Consider the following 8,080-nt stretch of genomic DNA (forward strand, 5'->3'; position numbering starts at 1 on the left):
CTTTTTTTCGTGCAACAACTGGAGCCATAACAAACACATGTACACCATCACTCGCAGAACCATCCATCGATCCGGCTCGGACTGGAATTCCAGCAGGACCAGGAGGTAGACGTCGGATCCAGACCGGAAAGGGATACGCCAGATGACGTCACTTTCCCTTTTGGGCAATCCCGGCACGTGAAACTTGGATTTGACCGGCTCCATGCGATCCAGATCCAGGTCGATTACCCAAGGTTCATTCACGAACTGCCTGACCAGGTCCGACATCATTCGCGGATGGGAGTACAACTGATGGTAAAACCCATCGTGATCAGTCATGGACGTTCCTGACATTCCGCGGATGAAAAAACAGGGAACAGAGTCGCATTGTCAATTTCTCGGGTCTTCCAGTCGCAATGAATCAATACTTCCGAGGTGGTCCTTATCCAGCCCCACCGGCAAGTTTCCGGAATGGGGAAAACAATTCGCGGCGTGAAATTTCGGTCTGACGGGTACAGCTTCGACCCGTTCGGGCCAGGATGCCGTCCCGGGTCGCGATGACCCGTTCATGGGCGGCAAACACTTCGTCATTGCCGCGGTAACCGGTCATGTTGAGCACCAGGGGTTCGATAAAATGAACCCCGAGCGCCTCATGAAATTCCAGATGGGCCTTGCGTTCGGAGCCGTCGATGACCAGGGTGACCGGTTGGCCCAGGGCCAGGTCCTTTATTCCTGAACCTGCCTCCCGCCAGGAATCCAGCTGTTGGTGGTCGGCTGGGGGAATCAGGATTCGCACCAGACACCAGGGAGTCAGCAGGAGAAACATCCACCATCCCGCCACCTCCCGCAATGCCCGGGTGGCCGTTATGATGTGTGGATTGCCCCGGGGTCCCATTCCGGTCAGGTCCCGTTCCCATGGTTCCAAAAACAGGTTGCCGCCTTGCAAGGTGTACACCTGGGCGAAGGTTTCCATCAAGGCCAGAACACTGGCAGGTTGCTCCGTCGTCATCTGGTTTTCCATGTTCCCAAGTCTTAAGATCCTCGTGCCCTCATGTTCACGGTTTTTCCGTCGGCCCGATTTGCGTCAGAAGGAGTTCCAGTCGTTCCGCGAGCTTGCGGTAGAGAAAAAGTTCGCTTCCTTCGCGAAGGGCTTGAACAAAGCGTTGAATCCATGGGTGAAGAAACTGTTTGTAAAAAGTTTGGGCATCCATCGACCCGGGCGACCCGGGTGTTTGGGGATTGTCCAGGAGCAGGGCGAGAAATTCAAGCATGGTTCCCAGATAATCCCCCGGCAGTCCATCCACCGGTTCCAACCCTGCATCGCGATAGACCCGATGCAGGGCGCCAAGGTTGTTTCCCACCATCCGCCCCTCGTTCCAGTACGACATGAACGGGGGGGCGATGGTTTTGGGAAAGCCGTTGAGAAAAAGGTGGGTGTGTTCCCCCTGCCAGCGATCCAGGGGCAGGGTTTCCAGTTCCGCCACCGCTTCCCCGAGCCAGGGAAGGGCGGGCATCCATTCCCGCAACCGTTCCAGGGCATCCTCTTCGGGATAGGCCAACAATCCGGCCAGAATCCGCAGTTCCATGAGGGTCTCCGCACTCACCAGGGATAGGCGTAGATTCCTGCCGACATGAAATAAACCCGCAGCAGAAAACCGCCGTTGAGTACCAACAATGAAGCAGTCACGATCGGCACCTTGCCGCTCCAGGAACCGAAGACGCACTTCAATTCCATGATCAACGGAATGATCAGTCCACAAAGGATGAACCCAAACAGCCATCCCTGATCGTTCCACAACATTTCCGCCGAACGATAGCCCCCTTCGGAACCGGAAAGAGTGAAGTTGAAGAAAGAGAAGATGATGATCAGTTCCGCCGTGATCAGTCCAAGGTCGATCCGCTCATACAAGGCACGGATACTGTGATCGACCCGGTGATAGATGAAAACATACATGACGATGAGCAGCCATGCCATGGCGGTCGAGAAGGCGGAGACGGTGAACAGAATGGGAACGGCGGGATTGTGCCACAAGGTGACCGCCGGAAAACTTTGCAACAGCAGGCCGGTGTAGACGGCGGTGCCAATGCCGGTGACGATTCCGACCCATCCGAGAAAGGGATGAATCTTCTTGGCCATTTGGGCGATTTGAATCACGAGGGGCATCTTCAGGACCGGTCCCAGGATTGGCCAACCGAGGAGGCGTGGTTTTTCGACCATGTAGGGAAGGGCATAGAGGATTGCCGCCAGTTGAATCCAGACGATGAACTGGGAGCCCCAGGCGATCCACGAGTCGGGTTTGTGAAAGACGCCGTAGGGAGAGACGATATAGAAGACGGCCCACTTGTTGAGCAGATGCAAAAACAGCATCCCCGAACCGACGACCATCATGATCACGCCCGAGATCGCCCCCCACATGACCAGTTCCTTTTCCTCCCTGAGGTACATGTGGGTCAGAAAACTGACCGCGACGACCGCGGCACCCATCCCGCCCAAAAACAGGTAGACGGCAAACCAGGTCGTCCAGTGTTGCTGGGTGGCGAAAGTCAATGTTTCCATGGACCCCTCCTCACTTTTCCGGAATGTAATAGACGTTGGGGCGGGTGCCCAGATGTGCCATCAGCGGACGGGCCTTGCCCGAACGGACCAGGGCGGTGATGGGCGACTCGGGATCGTCGAGATCGCCGAAGATTCGGGCATAGCCGACGCACGTCTGCACGCACGCCGGTTCGCCCCCGGCCATCAGGCGATGATGACAGAAAGAGCATTTGTCCATGCTCGGCGTCTTGCGGTGCAGTCGTCCGTAGTATTCGCGTCCCTTTTCGATGTCGTCTTGCGTGGCGGGGTAGCGCGCATCGTAGGGGCAGGCCATGGCGCAGGCGCCGCAGCCCATGCACAGTTCCGTTTCCACCAGGACCACCCCTTCCTCGGTCTTGTGTGTCGCCCCACTGGGACAGACACTCATGCAGGGGGGGTTGTCGCAGTGGTTGCACAGTCGGGGGATGAAGCGTCTCTGAACCCCGGTTCCGTCCCCGATTTCCCGATCATGGACCTTGGTGCGCCAATGATCGGCCCAGACGGGGGTCTGGTTTTCCAACGAACAGGCCGCCATGCAGGCATTGCATCCGACACAGGTCGCCATGTCGATGACCATTGCATAATGCGTCATGAGTCTTTCTCCTTGCCGGACAATCAGATTTTATCAACCTTGATGGTGAATTCCTGCGAGCGGAATCCCGCCACCATCGGCTCCACCCAGTTGGGAATGAGTTTGTTGGTGGCGGTGCCGATGCCATGGCTCAAACGCAGGGCCTTGTTTTCCACCCCGAAGGAAGAGTGCAGAAACAGGGAATCGGGATGCAACTGGGCGGTGACATAGGCGGTACCGGTCGCCTGTTGTCCGGAACGGGTGTTGGTGAGGCGGATGGCGTCGCCGGATTTGATCTTCAGGACCTGGGCCCGGTCGGGATGGATCCAGACTCCGGTATAGATGTCCTTCTTGAAACGGTTGATGGCGGCGATCACCGGATTGTTGCTGTTGGTCGAACCGTAGGAGACGGTCGGGGTCTTGCCATAGGTGAAGTAGAATTCGTTCTCCGCCAACGCATCGACCATGGTTTTGCCTTCGCGGCACTGGGCCGGCAGGGTCGAGGCCAGAACATTGAAGGATGGCCCCTGTCCGCCCATGGATTGCAACCATTGAAACAGGGTGCCGAAAAATTCCAGCCGGCCACTCGTGGTCGGCAGTGCCATGTCCCGAGGCATGGAATGGCCCTTCATCAGTTCCTCGCGATGCTCCTCAAAGTAGATTCCTTCCTCTTTCAGGGTCTTTAACAGTTGATCCTGAGGGACGTGAATCCGTTCGGCGGTCGATGAAAAAGAAGTGTCACGGCAGGCCATGGAAAAGGGGCTGTTGGCGCCTGCCGCCTTGTGTTTTTCGTAGGCCGTTTTCGTCGCCTGGGCGGGAATGCCGCTCAGGGCTTCGAGCATGTGATGGAAATTGGCATCGCTGCCACTGATGATCTGGCTCATCTTCAGGAGGATGTCGGGGGTTTCCATCGTGTCGTAGAGCGGATCGATGGCCCGGAACCGGGTCACGAGGGCCAGGTCATGGTTGACCCCGTTGCCGTAAAGCGTCGGCTCGTCCCGTTCCAGATAGGTGGGATTGGGGAGGATGACATCGGCGTAGGGGACGGTGTCGGAGGGGAGGACATCGACCACCACCACCAGTTCCATGTTTTCATGGGAAAGGATGGTTTTCCAGTTGGTATCGGGATAATAGTGCCGCACCGGATTGGCGGCATTGATCAACATGGCGCGGGCCAGATAGGGTTGGCCATTCAACATCACCTTTCCTTCGACCGCCTCGCGCAGACCGGTGTCGGCCAGTGCGGGAACCGCCACCCCTTCACGTCCCGCAGCCCGTTCCTGCGCCGCGAAGACAAAGGACCAGGCGGGATGCTTGTGGGGAAAAGTATCGGGGTTGGAGAGGGCCTTGATCAGTTCGCCGACGAAGGGGATTCCGGCCATGGAGGTCATGAGGGGGCCGGGCATGGCCTTGCCTTCGCTTTTGGCCTTGTGCCAGTTGGCGATCTTGTGGCGGTATTCCGCCGCCATGATCCATCCCCCCTTGCGGTCGATTCCTCCGACCAGGGCCTGCAACATCGCCTGGGTCCGGCGCAGCATGTTGATGTTGGCATATCGGGCGCCGTGCCAACCCGGATCGATGATCGGGCGTCCGGCATGGGAGAATTCCTCGGCGATGCGCCGGATGACTGCGGCGGGAACCCCGGTCACCTTGCTGGCCGCCTCCGGAGTTTTATCCTTGATTTCGAGCATTTGTGCCTGGAGTACCGTCATCACCGGCATTCCTTGCACCTGCAATCCGTCGGCGGCGTGCAGGGCCGGTTTGATTTTTGCGCCTTTGGCATCGATCTCATTTTTATGGCTGTAGCTGGGCAAGGCGACGACGGCGCCGGTGATTTCATCGACGGCCTGGGGATGACCCTCGGCATCCATGGTCAACTGCCATTGACCATCCTTGCCGCGGTGGACCAGGAAGGGAAGATTGGTATGGTTGCGGATCGAATCGGCATCGTACCATCCCTCTTCCAGCATCACCTGCATGATGGCAATGAGAAAATCAAGGTCGGTGCCGGGACGGATCCGGATCCACTCATCGGCCTTGGCGGCGGTTTCCGACAGACGGGTATCCAGGGCGACGACCCGGGCGCCGCGCTTTCGGCCCGTGGCGAAACGGACCATCCGCGAGGTGGAGACGGCGCCGATGGAGGCGTTGTTGGCGATGAACAGGATATAGTTGGCATTGTCGAAATCGGGAAGGACTTCATCGTGAATATTGAAGTTTCCGGTGACCGAATCGGTCCCGAGATGGCCCGAGGCGACGCAATGTTGCATCGGCGAGGCGACAATGTTGGGAACACCGTTGGAAAGGGCGAAGGGGACGGCCCAGTTCATGTAGAACACACACGAGGTCCAACCGCCGACCATCGTCCATTCCCAGGGCTGGATTTTGGCCCCCTTGGTTTTGGCGTCGATGTAGTTCCATGCCTCTTCCCAGGTGGCGGCACGGAATTTACCTTCCCCCCGTTTGCTCCCTTCGACGCGGATCAGGGGTGTCTTGATCCGATCCACATCATAAACCTGCCGTACCCCCGCCTGTCCGCGGGCGCACATCTTGCCGCGGTTCAAGGTCGAATTGGGATTGCCGTCGAGTTTCGTGATCCGGCGCTCCTTTCCGGTCCCCATCACCGTGGCCTTGATGTTGCAGAGCGAGGAGCAGAAATTGCATATGCTGTATACGCTCTCCTCGTGTTCCGCTTCATCCACCTTTGCTTTTGCCTCTTCCACCAGATGGAAGGGTTTGAGCAAACCCAACCCGGCCAGACCACCGGTTGCCCACATGAATCCACGTCTGGTCAATTTCGGATAATGCCATGCCATTCCCAGTTCTCCCCTGCTTGTTCACCCAAGAGATCGGTCTACTGGCTTTCTTAAAGTCAATCTTTGTGCCAAACATTCGGCCCGAAGCGTGCGCCCTGGAAAAAAAACATGTAAAAATTTGTAAAAATTAATTATTTATTGAATCTCCCAATCGGACCCGTGTTGGTTTTTCCGGGGTGATTTTCAGGCAGGGTGCGCTCACGACTGCCTTGGATGGCAGAGCCGCCTATGCCAAACTGACAACGATGACAGACGCATCCGACCCACGCCGGTCCCCAACCCTTAAACTGACCACCGAGGTATCCCATGTCTGCCGCGGCGCATCATGAACCGATGGTTTTTCTTCCGGTTCTGGACCTGTTGAACAGCTATTCCGAACCCGCCATCCTTCTCGACAGCCATTATTTCATCCATGGATGCAACCGGGCCTACGCCCAGGAATATGGCGAGGTCGATGTGCGGCAGGGACGAAAATGCCATGAAGTTTCCCATTCCTTTGGCAAACCCTGCGATCAGGAGGGGGAATCGTGTCCCATGCTCAACTGTCGCGAGTCGGGGCGGGCCGACAGGATGATGCATGTCCATGTCACCGCGAGGGGACGCGAATATGTCGAAGTGGAGATGCGACCGATCGCGGCGCCCGAGGGACCGCCCGAATATTTTCTGGAAATACTCAAACCCAGCCATATTGCCCAGGCGGTGGCCTCACCGGTGGGTTTGGTTGGCAGGTCGGAACCATTCAATCAGATGCTCGACCTGATCCGCCGTGTTTCGCCGAGTCGGGTTTCGGTGTTTTTGTCGGGGGCCTCGGGAACGGGCAAGGAAGTGGTGGCGCGGGCCATTCATGATGCGAGCGATCGCAGTGACAAACCGTTCGTCCCGGTGGAATGTTCCGGATTGACCGAATCCTTGTTCGAAAGTGAACTGTTTGGCCACGAGAAGGGGGCTTTTACCGGGGCCTACTCGAAGAAAAGGGGATTGGTCGAGGCGGCCCATGGTGGCACCTTGTTTCTCGACGAAATCGGCGATGTCCCGATGCCGTTGCAGGTCAAGCTGTTGCGGCTTCTTGAGACCAAGACCTACCGCAAGGTAGGGAGCGTCGATACCCGCCATGCCGATTTTCGCCTGATTTCCGCCACCAACCAGGATTTGCAGGCCATGGTGGAGGCCGGAACCTTTCGTCTGGACCTGTACTATCGCATCTCCGTCTTTCCCATTCACATTCCCTCGCTGAGCGAGCGCCGCAAGGACATTCCGCTCCTGGTGGAAACCCTTCTCCAGCGCATGGAGGGATTGCGCAGCCATGGCATCACCGACCTTGCCCTCAAAGCCCTGGAACACTATTCCTTTCCTGGCAACATTCGCGAACTCCTCAATTTTCTTGAACGGGCCTCCCTCCTGGCGGAAGAAGGCCCCATCGACCTGAAACATCTGCCCCCGGCGTGCCAGGAGGTCCTCCCTGCCGAAGAGTCAGGTAGTGCGGGGGAGACCGTCCTTTCCCTCAAGGAGGTCGAACAACGCTATATTCAGCAGCTGCTGGAAAGCTCCCAGGAGGATCGCCGCAGTCTGGCCCGAAAGCTGGGCATCAGCGAACGGACCCTCTACCGCAAAATGTTTTCCAAAGCGGAAGATGATCAAGATTGAGAAGGTTTCATCCAAATTCCAGAAACAATATAAATCATCGTTAATCCTGACAAAAAGTCGTTTCGCACGATTAATCTTTAAATATATCATTTGATATGCGATTATGATTTGTGGCACGCGATCATTTAATATATTGAGAGAGACAGTGCAGACAACACCGCAAAATGACCTTGCCCTTCGAATCAAACGCCTTCGTACCCGCATGGGGATGACCCAGGTGGCGTTGGCCAAAGAGTTGGGCGTCTCTTTTCCTACGATCAATCGCTGGGAAAATGGCAAGGCCAAACCGTCCAGACTTGCATGGGAACGCCTGTTGGAACTTGCCGGAGAGGCCGAGAATGGGCGCGCGCATGCAACTTAAGAAATGATTATTGGTTATACGTAGCCTATCATTGTGCCACGCCAACGCCACGGTTGGTCAAAGTCCAGGATCCGTTTGGCAAGCTCATGATTAAGGAAAAGGGGAGTCTTCTCATTTCAGCCAGTGCCATTCTA

At 56.9% G+C, this 8,080-nt stretch carries 8 protein-coding genes; 2 read left to right on the forward strand and 6 right to left on the reverse strand.

Going from position 1 to position 8,080, the window contains the following annotated elements; genetic code table 11:
- The 6 genes from HQL76_17640 to HQL76_17665 form a co-directional block, all read right to left on the reverse strand.
- The coding region (locus HQL76_17640) for an Rpn family recombination-promoting nuclease/putative transposase (protein ID MBF0110992.1) at positions 1–318 on the reverse strand (318 nt) is incomplete at its 3' end.
- A 103-nt stretch (positions 319–421) separates the two neighbouring features.
- Positions 422–988 carry a hypothetical protein gene (locus HQL76_17645; GenBank protein ID MBF0110993.1) on the reverse strand — a complete coding sequence of 189 codons (567 nt, stop codon included), beginning with the start codon at positions 986–988 and terminating at the stop codon, positions 422–424.
- Between the two features lie 46 nt (positions 989–1,034).
- On the reverse strand, positions 1,035–1,565 hold the full coding sequence (locus HQL76_17650; protein MBF0110994.1) for a molecular chaperone TorD family protein: 531 nt from the start codon (positions 1,563–1,565) through the stop codon (positions 1,035–1,037).
- A gap of 14 nt (positions 1,566–1,579) precedes the next feature.
- Entirely contained in the window at positions 1,580–2,536 is a 957-nt protein-coding gene (gene nrfD / locus HQL76_17655) for a polysulfide reductase NrfD (GenBank protein MBF0110995.1), read from the reverse strand.
- 10 nt (positions 2,537–2,546) lie between these two features.
- Entirely contained in the window at positions 2,547–3,146 is a 600-nt protein-coding gene (locus HQL76_17660) for a 4Fe-4S dicluster domain-containing protein (protein ID MBF0110996.1), read from the reverse strand.
- Positions 3,147–3,169: 23 nt separating this feature from the next.
- Positions 3,170–5,941 (reverse strand): molybdopterin-dependent oxidoreductase, encoded by a 2,772-nt coding sequence (locus HQL76_17665; protein ID MBF0110997.1) that lies wholly within the window; start codon positions 5,939–5,941, stop codon positions 3,170–3,172.
- Positions 5,942–6,274: 333 nt separating this feature from the next.
- On the opposite strand from HQL76_17665, the gene HQL76_17670 reads away from it, so the two are divergent.
- Together HQL76_17670 and HQL76_17675 are read left to right on the forward strand one after the other, a co-directional pair.
- Positions 6,275–7,585, forward strand: a complete 1,311-nt coding sequence (locus HQL76_17670; protein ID MBF0110998.1) for a sigma 54-interacting transcriptional regulator — start codon at positions 6,275–6,277, stop codon at positions 7,583–7,585.
- A gap of 103 nt (positions 7,586–7,688) precedes the next feature.
- Entirely contained in the window at positions 7,689–7,946 is a 258-nt protein-coding gene (locus HQL76_17675; GenBank protein MBF0110999.1) for a helix-turn-helix transcriptional regulator, read from the forward strand.
- Positions 7,947–8,080: the final 134 nt, after the last annotated feature.

The sequence above is a fragment of the Magnetococcales bacterium genome, assembly GCA_015228815.1.
In the GTDB taxonomy this organism is placed as follows: Bacteria; Pseudomonadota; Magnetococcia; order Magnetococcales; family UBA8363; genus UBA8363.